Origin of the sequence: Algoriphagus lacus, assembly GCF_003583985.1 — a bacterium.
Taxonomy (GTDB): domain Bacteria; phylum Bacteroidota; class Bacteroidia; order Cytophagales; family Cyclobacteriaceae; genus Algoriphagus; species Algoriphagus lacus.
This window is the reverse complement of record NZ_QXML01000011.1, coordinates 116,586-136,987: the sequence shown is the minus strand read 5'-3', so window position 1 is coordinate 136,987 and position 20,402 is coordinate 116,586. Positions and strand designations below refer to the sequence as shown.

Sequence of the window (20,402 nt, the reverse complement as noted above, 5' to 3'; positions counted from 1 at the left end):
TCCAAGTCGGAGGTAACACTTCCCTCCTGCACTGTGTAGGTAAATACCAAAGCCGTGGAGCCAGAACCTGAAAGATAACTAGCTAATCCATCAGTCAGACCCGTTTCCAAGCCTAGGGTTGGAGATCCTCCTGATGTATTCACGACCAAAGGCTGACTGAAATTAATGACAATAAAAATCTGATCTCCGATTTTGTACAAGCCATCTACATTACTTGCCGTCACGCCCGTTACTTCCGGATTGATTGGATTTACTGTGATCGGGATGAGATCCGTATCTGTTAGGACACCCCCAAGTCCGAATTTCCCTCCATCATTAGAAGTGATGGTCAGGCTAGCACTTCCGTTATACCCGAGAGTAGGTCTGAATGTCAAGCCATTCATGGCATTATTAACATTCGAAACTGTCCCTGAAATGGTAATCGTTGGATCCTCAATCCCATCCGAAGGGCTGGTAGTCACTCCTGTACTTCCGCCCAAGGTAAGCGTTCCGTTTATTGCAGTAAGGGTGACTGTAATAAGACCATCCCCAGTTTCCACATCTGAGGTAGAAATGGCATTTCCGTTTGCAGTGCTAAAAATTAAAACTCCGTCCTGATCCACGGTTTGTGGCTCAGAAACTACGTTTACAGGAGGATCATTTACTGAAAGAACCAGCAAATTCACGGTCGTGTTGTCGGTTAAGGCACCTCCTGTTCCGCTATTGCCATTATCATTCACCTCCAATTCCATCTCTACTTGATCCGTTTGGTTCAAAGCTGTCGTAAAACCCACCTGACCTGCCGAAATAAAGTCATTAAGTTCCGATAAGCTTCCTGAAAGGGTAAGCGAACTAGCTGTTCCTCCCACAGTAACCCCATTACCGGAGGTAGCGGAAAGCGCACCCGAAGTTACACTTAAGGTCAAGGTGATCTCTCCTGTTCCTGAATCTACATCCTCAATACTGATTCCTGTCATTGGTGACAAAACATCTTCAGTCACCTGGATAAAAAATGGCGCTGTAATCACCGGAGCATCATTTACACCTACCACTATTAGGGTAAAGGTGTCAGAAACAGAGGCCCCTAATTCATCGCTTGCCGTCACCACAATATCCAAGTTGCCCACATCTGAATTCACCGGTGTTCCGCTGAAGGTTCTGGTGGAAGAGTCAAAGCTTAGCCATCCAGGCAAAGATCCGCCTCCTGAAAGTTGGGCAGTATAAATCAGTACATCCCCAACATCGATATCATTAAAGGTATTTATCCCAAACTGAAAGTTGAAGGCAATGTCTTCAGTCCCATTCTGATCCGAAATCGGATTGGCAACAGTCGGTGCATCGTTGGTATTGTTGACAATGATGTCAAATGTATCGGTAACTGTTTCCCCATTTCCATCGTCAGCGGTCACATCGATACTTACCGTACCCACGTCAGAATTTGTCGGGGTACCGGAGAAGGTGCGGGTCGCTGAATTGAAGCTCAGCCAAGTTGGCAAGGCACCGCCACCTGAAAGTTGGGCTGAATAAGTCAAGTCATCACCATCCACATCCTGAAAGGTATTTAATGCAAACTGGAAGTTGAAGGCTACATCCTCGGTGGCATTTTGATTGTTAATCGGGTTGAGGACGACAGGTCCGTCATTGACATTGGCAACGGTAATAAGGAATGAATCCGAGATTGCTCCCCCATTTCCATCATTTGCAGTAAGTTCGATGGTTATGCTTCCTATGTCTGCGTTGGAAGGAGTGCCGCTGAAAGTTCGGGTTGGGGAATCGAAGGCCAACCAAGCCGGAAGGGATCCCCCTCCTGCCAATTGGGCGGTATAAGTCAAGACATCTCCAACATCTGTATCATTAAAGGTATTTACCCCAAACTGAAAATTGAAGGCGACATTCTGAGTTGCACTTTGATCCGAAATCGGATTGGCAACAGTTGGAGCATCGTTAGTATTTGAGACGGTGATGTCAAAAGTGTCAGTCACTGTTCCGCCATTTTCATCATCTGCTGTCACTGCGATGGAAATCATACCAACATCTGAATTGCCAGGAGTACCACTGAAGGTTCGGGTTGCCGGATTAAATCCTAGCCAAGCGGGCAAAGTACCTCCACCTGAGAGTTGGGCAGAATAGGTCAGTTCTTGATTATCAGTATCCTGGAAGGTATTTATCGCAAATTGAAACACAAATGCCGCATCTTCGGTGGCATTTTGATTAGGAATAGGATTGGAAATTGTCGGGGGACTATTAATAAACTTGATACTATTATCGGTAGCTGGAGCCCCAGTATTCGAATAAGGATCTGTTAGTGTCAAGCTCAATGTAATTGTTCCCTGGGCCAAACCTGAAAGATTAATTCCTGTAATCTGTTGGGAAGCTGAAGAAACTGTTCCTGACCCACTCACAGGAGTACCACCTCCTGAACTACTGAAAGAATATTGATAAGTAGCTCCAATCTCTGCATTTGCCAATGAAAAACTTACTGCTGTTTGATTTGACTCATTGATTGGATCTTGATCGATGGTCACCGTATATCCGGACGGCGGGGTAGTGTCGACGATAATTCCAATATTTGCTGAGGCGGTGGTAGGATTTAGTAAATAATTGGCCACATCTGTTCCGGAAATGGAAAGCCCAGAAACGGAAACTTGGATATTGGTTCCAGGCAAAGCGGAAGCATAGGTTCCTGTTCCCGGATTGACCAATTGAACCTGATCACTACCAACAACTCCGTTCAGTTCCAAATTTGAATTCTGGATGATGGCATTGGTGTTGCCATCTCTTTCCTTTTGGATTGTACCAATCAGAATAGCAGTTAAGGTTTTCCGATTGACTGTCAGTGTGATTGCGGAGGAAAAGGTTTCATTTCCACATGCATCGACTGCATAAACTCGATACTGATAGTTGGTATAGGCTACAGGAGGTTTGGTAATAACTAGGGTATTGGTTGCTACTCCTGAGTAAACCCCTCCATCTGTAATTGGATTAAAAGAAGTTCCACCGTTGGTACTGATTTGCCATTGGTAAGTGACGATGTTTCGGATATCTATCTTATTTACCGAAAACTGGGTATTGGCTCCATAGGTAATTGTATTAGTGCCAGAAGGGGCGCTAAGGAAGTTAAAAGGAGTGACAGAAAAAGAAATGGATTTTGGAAGTTGAAATCCAGCGGGAATTTCATCCGGTAAATAGGTTTCATCGAAAGACCAGTTAGCTGATGAATTGAATGAAGCTACTATAACCGAGAATAATCCTGAGAAACTGGTTCCTGTGATTACAGCATTGGTAAAACCATTTTGAAAGGAGCTAGTAAGACTCAGATTTTGAACAATCGATACGTTTAAGCCAGAGGGAAGGGATGATTCAGAGGAGGTTAACTTATCCGATAAAAGTGAGGTCCATGCTTGGTTCAGATTGACCCCCGCAATAAAAGTAGGGGAAGCCAGGCTTCCTGTAAAAGCAAAAAGTTGATCACCGGATATTCCAAGATCCAAATACACTCCAGAATTGTTTGGTGTAGCCCGGACTCCTGATACTGTCCCAAGGGTAGCAGAAAGATTGAATTTCGCGGAGATGGTGATCTGTGTTCCTGCCTCTACTCCTCCAACAGGAGCTGTCCACTTAATTGCTCCATCTGACAAGGCTTGAGTAGCGGACTGGAAAGATCCAGAAGACGTCCAACCTAAATCTGTAAAGTAGATTTCAAAATTCTCGCTCACATCCTGAAGCAGGACAAAACTAAAGCGGTCATTTTTTTGGGAGCCATCTACCCCATCATCGTCAAGGTTTACTCCCGAAAAAACCAAGTTTCCAGGAAAAAGAATGCACTGGCCCATTGTTGGGGTAATAGCCACCCAAAGTAGGGCTATGAAAAGCCAAAAACTCTTGTATAGTTGCTTCATGTTTTTATAGAAAATAACCAGCTAATCGACCAGAAAAAAGACAGACCTTAGATGGTTTAATTTTGCACTCGAAACTAGATTAAGAACACAAATAGGTATTAAACCAACCAACTTGAGGAGGTTGGGCACGATTAGATATCAATTCCTCCCATTCCACTACCACTTCCGACACTTCGATCGATTTGGTTTCAATTCCTTCATTAGACCAATCGATAATGTACAATTGAGGAAGAAAGTGGCCCGTTAGAGCATGAAAGACCAGATCTCCTCTACTTCCATTTAGCAAATTACTTTGCAGCTGGGCTTTTTCCGAGGTCCAATCCAAACCCTGTTTATCCAAAAGCTCATCGATAACCAAGCCTGCATCCCAACCCAAATAAGAAAAGATGCTGATTTCTCTTTTGGCTAAATCGTGGAGATACTTTTTTAAGGCTAAAGAGGAGTCATTAGAGGTAGACGGGTCGAAGGAAGAACAGGCAAAGAGCCTTGGGAGTAAAGATTTGTCATGGAGATTCTTCTTTATCATTTCATGCACCATGATTTGGGAGCAGACTAGTACATGGGAATTAGAACAGGTTTGCATTGCTTGCAGGTAAAGCTCCAAAACCGAACCTGTGAAGATTGAAAAGATCAGATGAGGCTCTAAAGAGGAATCCAAATATTCCATTAGAGGTCTTGCATCAAACTCAGAGGGCAGATGTTTACCAACAAAATTATATTTGATCTGACCTCCTGAGGACTCTTTTCCTTGGTAGAAACTGTCCCCTATACCATATCCTCCGTCATAGAAATTAGTAGCATTGATTCCATTTTTAATCCCCATTTGAGTGACTGCAGATTTGGCAGCAACTTTTGCTGAAAGCATTTCATGAAGGGAAAGAAAAGTCACAAAGTCCGGTGCTTCCCATTGGACAGGGTATTTTGCTCCAGGGTTCACGACCAGCATTGGTTTTTTGAATAATGAAGCCAAGGGGAAAATTTTATCCACTTTGGGGTGCTCGGCAAATACGAGGAGAACGTCCACATTTTTATCTAAAAACAAGCGTTCAGCTTCCGAGAAAAGTAAATCCTCATCTATTCCAAAACCGATATTTGCTGTTTGGAAATCGGGTCTTTGGTCCTTGCTGGAGTAATATCCCTTCAACCCAAAAAAAAAGTCGTACCCGATTTCGGGATGCGTACTTGATTTGGGAAGAAGTATACCTATGTTCTTCATTAAGTTTGTGAAGGAAAAACTCCAAAAAGACTGATGATAAAATGCACAGCAAGGTAGGGCTGCATGTTGTTGTGCGGTTGACTTCCACCAACTGAACTCAAAAGTGAGGAGGGGTTAGTGACCGTGGGGTCTTCCATAAAAACCCCATCTCGTATAGTGGTGCTGTACAGGTTAGTACCTGGAACCATAGCCGGATATCGGCTAGCAGGGCTGGAGGAGTTTCCAGCTCCAGAACCAAAAGCCACCATCCCCGGCCCTTTAAGCTTGTGAGCGTGATTTGGGATCTGCTGAACTGTCAGGGTCACTTCTTCTACCCCAGCCATTTCACCAATTTGGTAGGTAACACCGTCTGGGCCTGTACCTTGGTGAATTGGCACCCTTCCTCGGAGGTCTGGAAGTGCGAAAGTTTCTTGTCCATCTCCTCCATAGGTTGTTCCGATAAGCACAAATAAGGTTTCATTTTCAGAAATGGGTAAAAGTTGGCCTTCACAAAAAGCCCATCCTGCAGGGGCAAAGTTACCGGCGAATAATCTGATTTCTCCAACGTAAGGCATAGTATTAAGTTCTTGGTGGAAACACACCCTGCAAGGCAATACAAAAATTCAAGAAAAGGGTAGGCTGAATATTAGAATGGGGGAGGCTAGCTCCAGCCGGAAAAGTACTGATATCGGCAGTGATTGTTGCCATTTGAATAAGGTTAGGATCAGTAGGCTGAGTATAGAAAAGAGCCGATTTGCCATCCAGCTGCGCTCCATCAGCAAAAGTCGCAGGAAATGCATTCAATGGACTGTCTGTATTGGCAGTTCCTCCTGCAGGAATTTTAACAGTTACTGAATGGGTATGTGCAGGTAATTCTGATTCCAGTAAGGTAACAGAATCTTCTCCACCGAATTCTCCCAGGTCACGAAGACTTAGTCCCGGACCTTGACCTGGATGAATAGGAACTCTACCTTGGAAATCCGGAAGAGCAAAGTTAGATTCTCCGTTTCCACCGTAGGTTGTTCCAAGTAAAGAGAACAAGGCTGTATTTTGAGATAGCGGCAAAATTTGACCATCACAAAAAGCCCAACCTGTAGGGGCAAAATTGAATGGAAAAATCGCAATCTGAGCGACAAATTGTTCGGTAGCAGACATAGTGTGTTAATTTTGAGAAGGAAAGACTCCCTGAAGTGCAATGCAATAATTCAGAACCAAGTAAGGCATCATATTTTGATGGGGCTGACTCCCTCCCACAGAAGCAGAATTTTGGGTACCCGCTTGAGTCTGGTCAGCAAGCCCTTCGTCAAATCTGTTGGAGAATCTTTCCGGAAAATCCGTATTTCCAGCAAACAGCCTACCGTTCGGATCTCCAGAGGAAGCGGTCAGCCCGGCTTGAGGGGTATAGTTGGAGCTGAGAGATTTGGAGGCTGGATGAGAATGGGTAGGTAAAGACTGAATGGTAATTGTTGCTGAAGATGAACCAATTGAAGTGCCCAAAGAATATCCATTTCCCATGTGGGCAGGTGCTCGACCCCTTAGGTTTGGAAGAGCAAAATTTGTTTGCCCATTTCCACCATAGGTAGTACCGAGAAGTGAAAATAGAGCTTGATTTTGATTGATTGGTATCAATTGACCATCGCACAGGGCAAAACCCCTTGGTGCAAAATTGAATGCAAAAAGATAAATCTCAGACAGAAATGGTTCCATTAACTTTGAGGATTTGATAATTGAGATGACTGGGCCAAAAAGGCCATTTTTTTATTCCAACTCGCCTCTCCAGGCATAAAGGAAAGATTGGCAAAGTGCCTAAGTTGATAAGCGGAATTGAGAGTGTATTCAAAGGCACCCAGATATTTGCCTTGATTGCCTGGCTTAGACATCCAAAATTCGATGCCTTTGGTTGATTTGAATACATGTGTTCCCACTGGAAGTTGGTCATTGGCATCAACAAAATAATGGTAAACCTCATGATGTCTCCTTTGAAGGAGAGTTAGGTTTCCCTCTTGAGGAAGAGGTCCTAGACCTATGACCAAATCACATTGGAAAAGGAGTTTCAATTCCAAACCTCTCCTGTTTATATCAGAGAGAGTAGCATTCCGAGTAGGCAATACTCCTATTTTGTATTTACCCCATTGGACAACTGCTCTGGAAAAGTAGGTTTTGCCCAATACAAGCCCTTGTTTTTCCAGCGAATTGCCCAAGATTTTTAAACCGGAATTTTCAACTAAATAAGCTAAATCCTTTGTTGGTAGATTAGATTCATTCATCCCTAAGGTGGCGATGTTTAAACCACTTTTTACCATTTGATTTAGAAATTCCAGGTTATCGCCAATAGATTGATCTGGATTGATAAGGTTTCCTGAATCCAAAAATATACGGGAAGAGGGACTGGAAAGAAGTTGAGCTTGAATGGCTTCAAGTCCACCCAACTGATCCGGATTATGTCGGGCACCGTTTAGTCCACCTGAATGAATAAGGGAAATTTTAGTATCCGAGGTATTGGTTTTTAAATAGAGAATTGTCTTATCATTAAAAAGTTTGGAAGAGGAAAATGCTGCCAAAGAGGCGACAATAGAGCTCGACCGAAGAAATTCTCTTCTGGTTTTCTTTTTCATGTTTATATGGTAGGGATTTGCTAAAAATAAACAGTATTTAAATTTAGTTCGAGACTAGATTTTTTTAAATATAATGTTCTAAAGAACCTTTTTTCTACATGAATGGTCCTAAAATGATTGGATTGAGATAAAACTAAATTGATCAAAATCGAGCTCATGTATTTTGACAACTAAAAATGAATTCCTTATTAAAATAATAACCAATTTTTGTGTCTTGATATTTAAAAATTTTTTTAAACTTTGTTTTAGTGATATTTAAATTCAATCTTATGTATTTGATCTATAAAGCTATTTAAGTTAAGGGTGTTTTTTGAATACTAGAAATTTAATTCACAAACAACCCATAGGTTTCGATACGGATAAAACTTACTCGAAATAAAAAAGCATTTAAAACCCGAATCAGATTTTTCAAGTTCAATTTAAATAAAAATTTTGAAAAAATAGGAAGTGATGGGTCGGAAAAAAGTTCATGGCAATAAGTTAGTTTTGAAAAGTTGGCAGTTCGCAAAGGATAAATGTCGAGAGTTTAGGAGGGTCGAATTATCAATCATTAATAGACATGGCTTTTTCAATTTCCTTATGACAGACAAATGGTGAAAAGAAGCGATATTTTTGAGAATTTAGTTGGAAGCAAGTCAATGCATTAAATTCAATTGAAATTATCATTGACTACTTTCCAGAATACTTCGGGAGTCAGGGGCTTGTTTACGAATTCTTTTACAACCGGGATAGAATATGCCCGTTCTCTGTCATCTGGGTTAAGACTTGTGGAAAGCATAACGACAACTGATCGGTTATGAATATCCTTGGACAACTCATTGTATTCCATCAGAAAATCCCATCCGTTTAATCCGGGCATATTGATATCCAGAAAAATAATACCCGGTTGGGGGCATTCTTTGTATTCACCTTTGGCCAGCAAATACTCAATTCCTTCTTTGGCCGAATTTACTGCCTGGATATGTATTCCGCTTACCTCATCTTCGAGGATTACGGTATGATAGAAGTTTGTCGCTTCGTCATCGTCAATGAGGAGTACACAGTCTAGTTTGTTAATCTTCGCTGTCATGTAATTTTGTTAAAGTAAAATAAAACGAGCTGCCAACCCCTTTATTTGAGTTGATCCATATTTTTCCGCCATGCAGCTCCACAATCTTTCGACAATAAGCCAGCCCCAAGCCTAAGCCTTCGAATTTCTCCACAGGATTCAGTCTTTGGAATATGAGAAATATTTTATTGAAGTCTGCCGCATCTATCCCTATCCCGTTGTCTTTTACACAAAACTCAAGATGGGTTTTGAGGTCCCTGGCAGTTACTTCGATTAACGGGGGAATGCCAATTTTTCTGAATTTAACCGCATTGCCGACCAGGTTTTGAAAAAGCATTCTCAGCTCCACCGGATTACCCTCCACGGTAGGCAAAGCGTCGAAAATAACTGTGGCATTTGCCGTTTTCAGTGTGGCATCTAAATCCATCACAATTGTATTGAGAAGTTCCTGCAAGTCGACCGCTTGAACATTTCTTTTGGTGCCAATTCTGCTAAATTCCAGAAGTCCCTTGATCAACACAGTCATCCTGGTTGTCGCAGATGCCACATAATCAAGTATTTTTTTTCCCTGGCCATCAAGGTTTCCATAATACTTTTTTGCCAACAATTGGGTCATATTCCCAATTGTACGAAGAGGCTCCTGCAGGTCATGACTGGCAATACTGGTGAATCGTTCAAGTTCCCGGTTTTTAACCAGCAAATCAGCGTTAAGACTTTCTAGCTTCGTTTTATGCTCTGATAATTCCTGTTGCTGAACGTCCAATTCCTTTATCTTTTCCAAAAGTGTGGCGTGACTGTCAGTGAGCTGTCTGTTGATCTCCTCCAGGCTAGAATAACTGCTTTTGGCGATGAATACCAAGGTCACGCAGGTCCAGATTACTACCAGTGAAATGATCCAGTTCATTGCATGGAGCCCGCTTGGGTTCGTAACCAAATCTCCTGTCTGAACAGCTGAAATAAATGTCAAAAATGAACAGACTCCTGCTGCATATATACTGGCGAATTTACCGGGCAGGAGCCAACTGTACAATATCACTATTGCATACATGCTGGCCACTGCCACGGTACTTTCAGAGTTTAAATCCATAATAAAGACAATGCCTGCAATCATTGCTGCCAATGCAATAAGGACGATGTCCTGAATCAGGACCATGGATGGTTTGGCCGGGTTCATCAGTCAGACTTGCTGTTCAGTTGCTTTCGGAGGTCCTGAATTTCCAATTCATAACTTTTGAGCTTCTTTTCCAACTGGTAGGTTTTGAGCTCATCATCGGGCCTTTCTGTAATCAGCTTCGGTAAATCCCGGATTAGTGCAAAGGCAGTGGCAAGACTTACCAGGGCGGTTAATAACCTCAGGACTGCGCTCAGCCTGTAACCGGGCCACCAAAACATCAAGGCATCCATCAGGTGAGTACTTCCGCAAAGGATAATAAAAGCACCGAAAAGCCAGAAAACAGGTAAAAACGGGATATTCTGTCGCTTTTGGATGAAAAAAATAATAATGGCAGGAATCACAAAATAGGCCAGCCAAATCGCAATATCACTGAAGATGTAAAGCCAGCCATGGAATGCCGACCATTCACCGCAGACCCAGCGGGGAGGCCAATCATCAGCCGAAAAAAGTTTGGATAGAAAGTCAATAACCTGTTCCATAAAAATCTGGTTTTGTAATAGTTAAGGGAATTTAGGTGTTTATTAATAAAAAAAACTAATACTATTTCTAATCGATTTGACCTATGGTTCTACTCCCAGAATTGCTAAATCATCATCGATTGGGAAGAATCCAGCCCACTTTCCGCAGCCTGATCTTGGAATGGATAGATTGGAATCTTCATACCCTGCACTTCACCCCAAGGTTAAATCCTGCTATGCATGCTTTGGCAAAGCTTGGTCCCACCCATTATCCAAATAAATTCTTTACTGACTGATTCTCCTTATCATGCAAAAGTGAGGATGTAAAACCAAAATCAAGCTTAATTTCCACATTCGGATCCACAAGGCAGATCAATCTTAAAAACTTCAAAACCGAATTCAAGAGCCGGATCTTAAACTAGGAGCAATTCACAGCTTAAACCCCAAAAGTGATTAAAAACAATCCAGTTCAAAGAAAAGGGGATTTTCGGAAAGAAAAAATAGCCTGAATTGGGAATTTACTTTTTCATTTTTACTCCATACCATTACATATTCCCCTGCCCTGCAATTCATGAACAATTCTTGGGAAGAAAACTCCGTTTACCACCTTTTCAAAAGATTAACCTTGGGCAAAAAGTCTGCTTAAAAAGGATGAAAGAGATCTGGAAATAAGGAATTTGTTCTCATTTAATCCAATCACGATAAGTTGAGCCCTGCCGAAGGATACCTCAAAAAACCAAACTCAATCTGTGAAGAAAATCAAGCCGTATATTTTCGGTGGTAAAGGTAAGACACTAAGCCCAAGCCTATCGGGACTAGGAGTACCAGCATTTTCGGATCAAATCCTCCAACGGAAATTCCGCTGTAAATGGCTCCGCTGAGATTAAAAGTAAACCCGGCATAAGCCCACTCTTTAAGCCTTGGTATACCAGGAATTAGCAGGGTTATTGCCCCAAGGAGTTTTGCAGTTCCCAAAAAAGGAAGGAGATAAAGGGGATAGCCCAAAGCCTTGAAAATTTCGGTCCATTCTTGGGCTTGCATCAGGTTGGGAATGGCTGATGAAAGCATGAAGGCGCTGAATAAACCGGTACAAACCCAATAGACGATTTTGTCCCGCTTGGAAATAATATTTTTCATTTTTTTGGCAATGGTTTAAAGTGTTCTGCTAATTCGATGTTTTACCACTTGCCAATTAGAAAGTGGTATTTAAACTCGGTTTCAATCGATATGGACTTTCTTCAATACTCCATGGAAGAATATCCCGAAATTTCGAAACGGACAGTTTCCTGACTGCCTGAAGTTCTGATTTCAAGGTAAGTAAAACTGACCTCCTAAAAATCACATTTACCTCTGTCCCATAAACTGGTATTGCCCATTTTTATTTCATAACTAGTTGAAAAAGTTCAACTTATACCTCTACTTCTCCTGGTAGTTAATCATCCAATTGATCCCAAACTTATCCTGACAATTGCCATAATAAGCTCCCCAAAACATGTCCTGGATCGGCATTTCCACCACCCCATCTTCAGAAAGTTCATCAAACAGGCGCTTGGCTTCTTCCCTAGAATCAGGTTCCAAATTGATGTGCATGTTGTTACCTCTATTCACTGTCATCCCAAATTCTTTCGGGGCATCTGTCCCCATGAGAACATGACCTCCAAGGATGGGCAATTCGACGTGCAGAACCATTTTTTTGACTGATTCTGCCATTGGGGCTTGGTTAGGATCGGAAGGCACCTCTTCGAATCGCTGGATACCATTGGTAAACTCTGATTTGAAAATCTTCCTGTAAAAATTGAAAGCCTCTTCGGTATTTCCCGGGAAATTCAAATAGCTGGATACCCTTGCCTTGTTGTTTGGCTTGTTTCTTTTTCTGAGGTAAAACTGAGCCGCAATGTATTGATCGAGATTTTCGAGACCTGCGGTAAATCCTTCCTTGAAACCCATTTCAATATATTTTTCCAAATCCTCCAGGGTATCAAAACTGATCTGAATTTTCACCAAGGTTTCCTCTCCTTTCTCGGTAAAACTGTTTTCCCATTTGTTTCTGGGCAGGGTTAAGGCCAGATTACCCTCCTCATCACAAAACCCATCCATTGCCGAAAAGAATTCTTTCGGGGTAATTTTGAGGTAATCCGCTCTTGACCAATGTTTTTCATTTTCAGGACTGACCATCGCATATAACCAATGCCCTCCTTCTCTAAAATCCATGGACTTGGTCTGGGCGGTCCAAGGTTTTGGTGCCCACCATTGGTCTAGGATATCAGATTCGGTCCAGGCGGCCCAAACCAAGTCCAGTGGCGCATGAAATGATCGGGAGACACTGATTTTGCTGTTGGCTTTGTCCACCTCAAAATTGAATAATATGGCATTTTTCATGGTCTGTTGAGTTTTAATTGTTCCAATACGGTATCGAGCTGTTCAAAACGTTTAGCGAGAAGCTGTTTAAACTGTTCGAGCCACTTTTCTATATCCTTCATTTTATCAGCATTCAAGTGATAATGAATTTCCCTTCCCTGCTGCTCCTGGTTTACGATCTCACACTCCGTCAAAATCTGCAGGTGTTTGGACACTGCCTGCCTACTTGAATTGAAATGATCTGCAATGGCATTTGGAGTTAAAGCCCCTACAGTCAAAAGCATGATGATTGCTCTTCGGGTAGGGTCAGCAATGGCTTGGAATACATCCCTTCGCGTTTTCATTATGTTCTTATTTGCAACTATTTGATTGCTAATTTAAACGCAACTATTTGATTGCGCAAATTTTTTTTAAGAATTTATCCTAAGGGTAGTGATGATTTTTTGGATGAGATGGGTGGAATTGGCCTATTACTATTCCAAAAAGCTGAAAGAGCAGGCTAAAAGAATTCTTTCCTAATAAGATCTCGAAACATCTCGTCCAAGCCAAACACCAAAATTCAGTTTGAATATGGGTTTGATTTACCCACCTGAAAATCATATCCCTATTATGAGGAATTTAAATCAAATTTTAAGTCAAACTGGATATGGAAAGCCCATTCCAACAACCACTTAGAGGATAGGATCTTCAGGCAAGAATTTGGGGAAAAACCTAAACCCAAAAACCTCCAAGCTTTTCATTTCTTCCAATCCCTTTCAACTCAGAAAAGAAATGTGGGCGGAAGTTGAAAATTCACCCCAGTCCTTTTGAGCTATTCTGGTCGGCCTTTTCTGAGACTTGATTTTACTTCCTGTTTTAAAAATTTCTTATTTCAATTTTAGGATCTTCCCCTGTTACCAGACCTGGGACAGCTTTAAACTTTGATTATCTGCCGGAATAGTCATGTCCTTTCTGGCTGGCAAAATGGAGAAACCAATTTTTAAGTCGTCTATAGCCAAAATCCATGGCAGGATTTTTCAAACTTCATAATTCCTGTTTTGACTTTTCTATAGGCAGAATCCTGTCAAACATCAATCCGCTCCAGCCTTCCCCTCTACCAGTGGTTTTGGTCCGACCAACCCAAAGGATGGTTTTGCCGTCGATCCAGCGGGTTCGCTTAAAGGTCCGATTGACGATCACCCCAGCCCGAGGCACTTCTTCCTCCTCAATAAAGTGAACAGGTTGCTGCTCCCTGAGCAAAAGGCTTTCCGGAGCCGGAGCGTTGGGGATTTTGGCCCGTTGAAGCCGGATTTCCTGCTGACTGTCTGGCTTATGAACTGGGATAAAAGGGATCCAGTTTTCAGGAACGTTGGTACCTGCCAGGTAGCGGATTTTGGATTCCGGGTTATCGGGATTCTCAAGCGGGTCAAATCGAGGTCTGTTCAATTTGACCGGTCTTCCTCCACCTGCGCTCGAGGGTACAGTATTTTCAATGGCCCAGACCATGTTGCTCATTTCATCGCGCATGAAATTGACTTTTTCCAAAGGATCGCTTTGCTGAATCTTGAGCAGGGAGGGCGCAAGGTAGAATCGGTTGCGTGGAGAGCTTAGGTTTTGGCGCTCCGTATGTCGGAACACGGCAAATTCCTGCCAACTGACTTCCGGATCGGTAAAAGTGGGCGATATCAGGATGTGCTGCCCAAAAACGTCCGTGACCAGGATATTTTTCACCTCACAATAGGTATTGATCTTCATGGGTAAGGGGAGAACAAACCAGTCGTTGGAATAGGTTATGCCATATTCCATGACCAGCATGGAGAGCAGCCCTGTGGTACCGGATTGGATCTTGGAAAAGTCCACCTGCCCCTCTTCCATCTGCCAAAATCTGGGATGTGGGATACCCGAATAGTGTAGCGGAGCGGGAATAAAGGTTTGGACGGTGCTTTTGAGGTTATCCGCTTGCTTGATTTGCCCTGAAGCATTTTTGATGTTTTCATCAAAACTGTTCCAATCCAGTTTGCCGGATGCATATTGATCTGCCTCCAATACAACCGTTTTTCCTGCTTCAGGGTGAGGCATTTCAAGTTGGAAATTGTACTCCATCCTCTCAGGAATCCATGCGTTTTCCTGAGATTCATTCTGATGGTAAAGGTTTTTAAACCATGACTCAAACTGGGAAGCAACCGTGGTCCTCAGAGTCAAAAGCTCCTCATCTGACATCAGCCCTTCGGCAAGAATCATTTCTGAAAGCAAGCCGCTTCGGAAATCCCAGAGCAGGCGATATCCATCCGGAAATTTACCTGAAACGGTCTGGGCAAACAGGACTCCTTCCCTGTCCTGTTCCCGGACTTCAGGGACAAGGGGATACCGATTAAGGAAATAATCCCGGTGAGTTCCAAGACCATTTGCGCCGAGGATTCGCAAAAACTGCCTACCCATCTGGACTTGAAGGTGAAGGGTGACTTGTAGGGGTTCACTTTCCACCTCTGTTTCAAGCGGAGATCGATAGGGATCAAATAGTCGTGATTTGTTATTTCCATAGGTCAAAACCCCAGGCTGCTGTTCCTCTGAGAGGACTTTTGCCTGGCAGGCGGTGCCGGCATCTTCTCCCTGAAACTCCCCGAGCTGCCATTGCCGTGTAAGCATCCACATGGGATCTGCAATCTCGGCTCTGAGACTTTTTTCGAATTCAGCCTGCCGCGGCAAGCCCTCGAGTCTGTTGCGGTTGGAGATAAATGGCTCCTGAAAACGCTTGTCAAAAATGGTAGAAGCCAAGTTAGCATTGGCTTTGAGTTTATGAAATTCGCTGAAGTTTGGCATTTTGATCAGTTTTTATCCCATTTGGTGTAAAGCTGCATGTTGGCACTTTTGGCCACCTGCATAAACTTGTCGTTTAGCAGCAGGTAATCCATGGATACATTGGCCTCTTTGACATCAAAAGAGGCAATGGTCATCGGTAGCAAAATCTTGAGTACATCATGCTCCATGAGTTGATCAGGCTCCACAGCCCGGGATCTGGACCTGCGGATCGTATCATTCAAAATCCCCTGGAGCACTTTCCAATCCCACTTCCCCTTGTCGGTGGGTTCTACGGCCACTAAGATGGCCTGAGGTGCCACTGCATTGGGCTGGTTGTAATGGTACGTGACTCCTGTGATTTCCTCATCCACCGGGATTTTTTCGGTCCATTCATCCAGTATTAACACAGACTGAAGGGCCGCTGTATTGGTGGCTTGCTTACCCAAATAGGCCAAGGCGACTGTATCCTCCTGAATGTTGAAGGGCTTACCCCCGTATTCTTTGGGAAACTCAAACCCCAGCCAGCTGTCCATAGGCCGGTATGGAATCTGCGCAATCGAGAGGTCCATTGGGGAATTGTCCAAGGCCTCGCTGAGGAAACGAAGGGACTCGAAGCGGGCTACTGCTGGCCTAACCCGGGCTACAGACTGAAGCCAGGATTCCTTGTGTATATCTCCCGTCATTCCGGTGAGGTTGGCAACGTGATTCACCAGTTGATGCTCTTCAGCAAAAGCCATTTGGAGGACCTCTTCCTGCGTATACCTAAATCGGGGGATTGGCATAAAATCATCTCCCAAAACAGCCTTAGAGGCTTCAGAAAGCAACTTGAGTTTGGGGATAATCTGACTTTCGGCCCCTGCTTGAGCCAATTTGGTCTCTGCAGTCTGGATTTTTGCCTGAATGACTTTCCAAAGACTGGCTGTGCGGGAGAGCATGTCTTCTTGGCTTTCAGTCAACTCAGGACCGGGGCTTTGAGGAAAGGCCATCTGCACTCCAAATCGGGTTGCAGCTTGCTGGAAATCAATGATCCCAATCCAAGTTTGATCTGCAAGAGAGAGGGACCTGAAAAAGGCAGTTGGCTCTGAAATCCCCTCAGCCAAGCTGAACAACTCCTCCATGGTGCTTGGGTTGAGTTCATCGGCTGGCAAATCCGGATTGGGAATCATTTGGGCAACTGCGCCTGCAAGCGTCTGCAGCATCCCCAGCGCATTGAAAATTCTCATCTGGTAATCTTCAAAGTCGAGACCAGTGAAATCCATGGAATTGACCACTGCCTTAGGCTTGCTGGCAAAATCCCTGGCATCGGCCACTCGGGTTTGTCCCAAGGTCATTTTGATGGAGCGAAGCAAAGGAAAAGCGGAAGCCAATGAGGAGACTCCGGGACTCAGCTCCGGAGCAAATTCAATTTTGATCCGGGTGGAAGCCGGAATGTTTTTCAATTTTTTAAACTGAAAGGCAATTCTGCTTTCAAGTTCAGTCGCCCCTGCAGCCAGGTCCTCGGACAAGAGGTAGATCAGGTCGATCGGTTGAAGTTCCAAATCTCCCAGACTCATCAGCGCGGTATCCACAATCAGCTCCTCCCCTTCCAAAGCTGACACACGGTACTGGATTTTGCCGGGATCACCGATCAATTGGGCGATCCAATGGTTGAGGCCCGGTTCAAAAGACGAGCGTGGAGAAGGTGTCGAGGACCATCCCACCTCTGCAGATAAAAAATCCTCCACATCCAAATGCAGGGCAATCCGGTGGGAATAAGTCAACAGGCTGGATCTGGGGGTATCCAGCACCTGAATTTCAGGAGGAGTATCCGCCATTAAAGCCGAATTCAAGACTCCTGAAGTTCTGTCTCGGTTCCCTTGGGTAATCTGGAAGGCAGCCTCCGTTACCAGCAGATCATTGCAGGCATCCAAGGTATTGGCCAGTTCATCTCTGATGGCTAGCACAAAGGGTTTATGTGTTGGCTCAGTAATTAAGGCTTCAATTTCCTCTTTGGTTGCTTTTAGGATTTTTAGCCCATTGACGACTGGGTAGCTGTCGATGGTTTCCTGCGCCTCTTCGGATCCCTGTTGGGGAATCGAGAGATTTTCGATTTCATAACGGTTTCTAAATGCCTGGATGTACTGATTGAGGTTTGTCGCTGGATTTCTGGTGGTAGTGTCATGCAGCCCCCGCTCAAACTGATAGCCAAGCAGGACCTCAAGCCGCTGTCCATTTTGGATCCCTTCAAAAAGCGCCATGGCTCGTCTGGTCCGGTCACTGGACAGATTCATGGCAAAAAGGCTGGGATTGGCTGGGCTGGCGTGGTTTTTATAGCCCGCCAACAGGAGTCCTACCGCAGTGGCATGATTGAGCGAAGGGACGTGGGAGAATCCCGCATTTTCCTTGAGCTTAATTGGCGCTTTTCCATCCTTAGGCCAAAGCTGAGGAGGCACATTCCGTTGGTTCAGGGTCTTTTTCGGTTCCGGTTTTAGGTTTTCTACCCATCCGTAAGCACCCAGGTATACTCCTGTGGGCACTTTTGATCGGTTTCGTTGAAGTCTCCGGGTGAAAAGTCCCATTTCCCAGGCATCCAAACGATAAGTACAGAGGTCCACAAAATCAGCCAAATTACGCTCCAAAGCCTTGGTGGAAAGTCCGCCCAAGTAGTTCATCGCACTTCGCATCGGACCGATGTTCGGGTTCCATGGAAACCTTATCCTTGGGTTTAAAAGGTAATCGCCAAGGTTGGTCTCCACTCCGGCAAAAGCCCTTGGGTTGATCTTTTTCGGATCTCCCTTGAGCAATTCAAAGCTGGTCAAATCCTGACTGTTATTGTCCATGTTGAAAAAGCTCTTCTCAAACATGGCCGATTTGATGGTCATGTTGTTGACCTGGAAGGCCCGAGTTCCAGCTTGCTTCAGTTCGGTAAGCAAGGCATGCCTCATAAGCAGGGAAAGCAGGGATCGGGGTGGTTTGTCCCCACCGAAATTGATTGATTCCAAGTCAGCCAGACTGCATTTTGTCCCCATGTATTGCGCATAGTTGAGTCCTGAAGCAGGCATTTTTGGGAGAAATTCCGTTTCAGAGGCCTCTTCATCCGGCACCACCAGCTTGGTGGACTGTATGGGATTGGTCCACTGATAAAACACCATATTGGAGATCAGTGGATAAAAATTCCCCTCGGCCAAGGGATTAAACCCAAGCTTTTCCAGAAAATCAACGATCCGCTGGTTGAGGTTTTTCAATTCCACATTGAGAGAAGACTTGTTTACAGAAGGCGAGGCCAAACTGTAATCCGGCAGATTACCCAGGCGCTGTCGAAAACTCACTGAGCCCGGTTGAAGACCCAGTATTTTAAGCAAAATCTCCCAGCTGTCCCCGGGCATTCCGACTTTGGGCACTTTGGTAGCCAATTGATCCCACACAGTCTGCAGCTCTTTGACCACCTTCGTTAACCCCATGTAGAATTTTCCGGAAGCGTCCTCGTTCCAGGCGCTTAGGTCACTGGTGAGAAGCACGCCATAAGGCTGATCCCCAACCCGAATCCCGGAGAGTGGCCCCCTTGCTGATACGAAGCTGGTGAAAAAGCTCCTGATCTGCGCAGCATCTGCATCGTGGATAGCCGGCTCCATCAGCTCCTCAAAATAGTAACTCAGGGTAGCCGAATACAGGGCTCTGTTCATCATCAGATTATTAAAATGATCCATCTGATCTGCGTGGTTCAGGTCCTCCAACACATTTCTGTTTATCCCGAAGGCCTGTGCAAACAAATCCAAGTCAGAATTTGGGTTGATCGGAGTGCTCTTCTCTTCGTAGTAGCCTTTGGGCAGAAAATCCTCGTATCGGGAATAGGCAGATGCCTCTGTTTCGGTATTATTGGTGGGAGTTCCCTGAGGCAAAAAGGACAGCCCTTTGGAAGAATAGTGGTGGTTGTCAAATAGGTTTTCGACGATTTTCTTTCCGGATTGAGGATCTGCAGAATACATAATTCCCAAGACTGTAATCCGCTCAATCGAACCATCCGGCATAAACATGGCCGGACTGAGCTTCACTTTGATTCCCAGCCCTTTTTCCACCGCCTTGTCAAAATTCTGCAACCAGGCAATTTCCTCCTGAAAAATGATCTCGTCATCTTTTTTGGAAAAAGCAGGCTGGCTGGAAAAGGGATCAGGACCAAGAAAAACGGTATCCGGAATCACCTGTCCCACTTCCTCATGAACGGACTTGCCATGGGCAAAAATGGTCGCCACAAATCGGTCTGGGAGAGCCTGGGTCTGGGCAGCCCGACTCCATGCGCTTTCTTTGAATTCCTGATGTTTTGGAAAGTCAAGTGTGGCTGGTGGTGGAACGTCAGTTTGTGGCCAATTGAGGGGTTTGGTGGCCTTGGCTATCCAGATGGCACGCTGGGGATTTATAGCGTAGGCTTTGAGATTTTCCCATGCCAGCTTTCTTTCGGACTCCGTTTCTTCACCGGAGGGAAATCCGAACAGCTCCGCTTGCCTGGACCAATACTGTTCTCCAGCCACCACTTCTTTTTCTGCCAACATCGGTTCATGCGTATCAGCATGGATGTCGTCCGGAAAAATTCTGATCCATAATTCCTGAGGGGCTCCTACAGGGTTGACAAATCGGGTCTCCATCCGCACAGGAAGCATCACGATAGGAATGTTGCCGTTGAGTTCCCTTGTAAGTGTCTGGTGGTTCTTTCCCAACAAGTCCTTTATGGACTGATTGAGTGAAACTTCGGTCTCCTTGAAGATGGTTTCTTTTGGGTTAAAGGTTTTTCCTCCGGAGATGGGACTGGCTTTCTTGGATTCTTTGGCCAGTTCCATCTTTTCTACATAGGTAGCCTTCTGAGCAGCGGCCAGGGCCTCGCGCTGCTGTCTGATTTTTGCTAATTGATCATGAAAAGTTGCCAT

General features: G+C 44.4%; 15 protein-coding genes. 1 reads left to right on the top strand and 14 read right to left on the bottom strand.

The annotated features are described in order from the left end of the window. From D0X99_RS17970 to D0X99_RS17925, 9 genes are all read right to left on the bottom strand, one after another. The coding region (locus D0X99_RS17970) for a putative Ig domain-containing protein (RefSeq protein WP_147392261.1) at window positions 1–3,878 on the bottom strand (3,878 nt) is incomplete at its 3' end. Between the two features lie 79 nt (window positions 3,879–3,957). After that, window positions 3,958–5,094: a hypothetical protein gene (locus D0X99_RS17965; RefSeq protein WP_119479245.1), complete on the bottom strand. Its 1,137-nt coding sequence runs from the start codon at window positions 5,092–5,094 to the stop codon at window positions 3,958–3,960. Beyond that, window positions 5,094–5,648, bottom strand: coding sequence for a phage tail protein (locus tag D0X99_RS17960; RefSeq protein WP_119479244.1), 555 nt, complete (start codon window positions 5,646–5,648; stop codon window positions 5,094–5,096). The genes D0X99_RS17965 and D0X99_RS17960 overlap by 1 nt, the downstream gene beginning before the upstream one ends. 4 nt (window positions 5,649–5,652) lie before the next feature. Beyond that, window positions 5,653–6,228, bottom strand: a complete 576-nt coding sequence (locus D0X99_RS17955) for a phage tail protein (protein ID WP_119479243.1) — start codon at window positions 6,226–6,228, stop codon at window positions 5,653–5,655. A gap of 6 nt (window positions 6,229–6,234) precedes the next feature. After that, window positions 6,235–6,780 carry a phage tail protein gene (locus D0X99_RS17950; RefSeq protein WP_119479242.1) on the bottom strand — a complete coding sequence of 182 codons (546 nt, stop codon included), beginning with the start codon at window positions 6,778–6,780 and terminating at the stop codon, window positions 6,235–6,237. Next, window positions 6,780–7,688 (bottom strand): hypothetical protein, encoded by a 909-nt coding sequence (locus D0X99_RS17945; RefSeq protein ID WP_119479241.1) that lies wholly within the window; start codon window positions 7,686–7,688, stop codon window positions 6,780–6,782. The genes D0X99_RS17950 and D0X99_RS17945 overlap by 1 nt, the downstream gene beginning before the upstream one ends. Window positions 7,689–8,337: 649 nt before the next feature. Next, window positions 8,338–8,757 (bottom strand): response regulator, encoded by a 420-nt coding sequence (locus tag D0X99_RS17935; protein WP_119479239.1) that lies wholly within the window; start codon window positions 8,755–8,757, stop codon window positions 8,338–8,340. Beyond that, window positions 8,741–9,910, bottom strand: coding sequence for a sensor histidine kinase (locus D0X99_RS17930; RefSeq protein WP_119479238.1), 1,170 nt, complete (start codon window positions 9,908–9,910; stop codon window positions 8,741–8,743). Before D0X99_RS17930 ends, D0X99_RS17935 begins: the two co-directional genes overlap by 17 nt. Next, window positions 9,910–10,389 (bottom strand): hypothetical protein, encoded by a 480-nt coding sequence (locus tag D0X99_RS17925; protein WP_119479237.1) that lies wholly within the window; start codon window positions 10,387–10,389, stop codon window positions 9,910–9,912. Before D0X99_RS17925 ends, D0X99_RS17930 begins: the two co-directional genes overlap by 1 nt. 83 nt (window positions 10,390–10,472) lie before the next feature. Between D0X99_RS17925 and D0X99_RS17920 the strand changes: the two genes are divergently transcribed. Then, window positions 10,473–10,664, top strand: a complete 192-nt coding sequence (locus D0X99_RS17920; RefSeq protein WP_119479236.1) for a hypothetical protein — start codon at window positions 10,473–10,475, stop codon at window positions 10,662–10,664. A gap of 463 nt (window positions 10,665–11,127) precedes the next feature. Here the strand turns inward: D0X99_RS17920 and D0X99_RS17915 are convergent, their stop codons facing one another. The 5 genes from D0X99_RS17915 to D0X99_RS17895 all read right to left on the bottom strand — a co-directional run bounded on the left by D0X99_RS17915 (window position 11,128) and on the right by D0X99_RS17895 (window position 20,402). Beyond that, on the bottom strand, window positions 11,128–11,505 hold the full coding sequence (locus D0X99_RS17915) for a DoxX family protein (protein WP_119479235.1): 378 nt from the start codon (window positions 11,503–11,505) through the stop codon (window positions 11,128–11,130). A gap of 279 nt (window positions 11,506–11,784) precedes the next feature. After that, on the bottom strand, window positions 11,785–12,747 hold the full coding sequence (locus D0X99_RS17910) for an SRPBCC domain-containing protein (protein WP_119479234.1): 963 nt from the start codon (window positions 12,745–12,747) through the stop codon (window positions 11,785–11,787). Then, a complete protein-coding gene (locus D0X99_RS17905) occupies window positions 12,744–13,070 on the bottom strand; it encodes an ArsR/SmtB family transcription factor (protein WP_119479233.1) in 327 nt (108 codons plus the stop codon). The genes D0X99_RS17910 and D0X99_RS17905 overlap by 4 nt, the downstream gene beginning before the upstream one ends. Window positions 13,071–13,749: 679 nt before the next feature. Further along, complete coding sequence (locus D0X99_RS17900; protein ID WP_119479232.1) at window positions 13,750–15,525, bottom strand: hypothetical protein; 1,776 nt, start codon at window positions 15,523–15,525, stop codon at window positions 13,750–13,752. A gap of 5 nt (window positions 15,526–15,530) precedes the next feature. Beyond that, the gene (locus D0X99_RS17895) at window positions 15,531–20,402 is read right to left on the bottom strand and encodes a hypothetical protein (protein ID WP_119479231.1); all 4,872 of its coding nucleotides are present in this window, start codon (window positions 20,400–20,402) and stop codon (window positions 15,531–15,533) included.

Coding starts and splice junctions, on each gene's coding strand:
- D0X99_RS17930 (WP_119479238.1), bottom strand. CDS start 9,910: ATGAACCCGGCCAAACCATCCATGGTCCTGATTCAGGACATCGTCCTT.
- D0X99_RS17935 (WP_119479239.1), bottom strand. CDS start 8,757: ATGACAGCGAAGATTAACAAACTAGACTGTGTACTCCTCATTGACGAT.
- D0X99_RS17950 (WP_119479242.1), bottom strand. CDS start 6,780: ATGGAACCATTTCTGTCTGAGATTTATCTTTTTGCATTCAATTTTGCA.
- D0X99_RS17955 (WP_119479243.1), bottom strand. CDS start 6,228: ATGTCTGCTACCGAACAATTTGTCGCTCAGATTGCGATTTTTCCATTC.
- D0X99_RS17895 (WP_119479231.1), bottom strand. CDS start 20,402: ATGGCAACTTTTCATGATCAATTAGCAAAAATCAGACAGCAGCGCGAG.
- D0X99_RS17900 (WP_119479232.1), bottom strand. CDS start 15,525: ATGCCAAACTTCAGCGAATTTCATAAACTCAAAGCCAATGCTAACTTG.
- D0X99_RS17915 (WP_119479235.1), bottom strand. CDS start 11,505: ATGAAAAATATTATTTCCAAGCGGGACAAAATCGTCTATTGGGTTTGT.
- D0X99_RS17965 (WP_119479245.1), bottom strand. CDS start 5,094: ATGAAGAACATAGGTATACTTCTTCCCAAATCAAGTACGCATCCCGAA.
- D0X99_RS17920 (WP_119479236.1), top strand. CDS start 10,473: ATGGTTCTACTCCCAGAATTGCTAAATCATCATCGATTGGGAAGAATC.
- D0X99_RS17910 (WP_119479234.1), bottom strand. CDS start 12,747: ATGAAAAATGCCATATTATTCAATTTTGAGGTGGACAAAGCCAACAGC.
- D0X99_RS17960 (WP_119479244.1), bottom strand. CDS start 5,648: ATGCCTTACGTTGGAGAAATCAGATTATTCGCCGGTAACTTTGCCCCT.
- D0X99_RS17905 (WP_119479233.1), bottom strand. CDS start 13,070: ATGAAAACGCGAAGGGATGTATTCCAAGCCATTGCTGACCCTACCCGA.
- D0X99_RS17925 (WP_119479237.1), bottom strand. CDS start 10,389: ATGGAACAGGTTATTGACTTTCTATCCAAACTTTTTTCGGCTGATGAT.
- D0X99_RS17945 (WP_119479241.1), bottom strand. CDS start 7,688: ATGAAAAAGAAAACCAGAAGAGAATTTCTTCGGTCGAGCTCTATTGTC.